The 223-nt window shown below is 41.7% G+C and carries 1 rRNA gene; it reads left to right on the top strand.

What is annotated here, in order from left to right:
* Window positions 1-105: 105 nt before the first annotated feature.
* Window positions 106-220: ribosomal RNA gene (rrf, locus tag CD135_RS12350) — 5S ribosomal RNA — on the top strand.
* Window positions 221-223 lie beyond the last annotated feature (3 nt).

Raw genomic sequence — 223 nt, 5'->3', positions numbered from 1 at the left:
GATCGAAGACTTAATCAAATTTTTAAAATCGGTTTTGCGCCGTAAAATCTGCTTACTATCTAGTTTTGAATGTGCAATACATTCTTAATAAGTTTTTACTATTTGTCTGGTGACGATAGCAAAGAGGTCACACCTGTTCCCATGCCGAACACAGAAGTTAAGCTCTTTAGCGCCGATGGTAGTTGGGCTTACGTTCCGCGAGAGTAGGACGTTGCCGGGCAAA

Origin of the sequence: Mammaliicoccus lentus (assembly GCF_002902755.1) — a bacterium.
GTDB lineage: Bacteria > Bacillota > Bacilli > Staphylococcales > Staphylococcaceae > Mammaliicoccus > Mammaliicoccus lentus.
The sequence above is the reverse complement of the archived record's forward strand: the minus strand, read 5'-3'. Positions and strand labels throughout refer to the sequence as shown.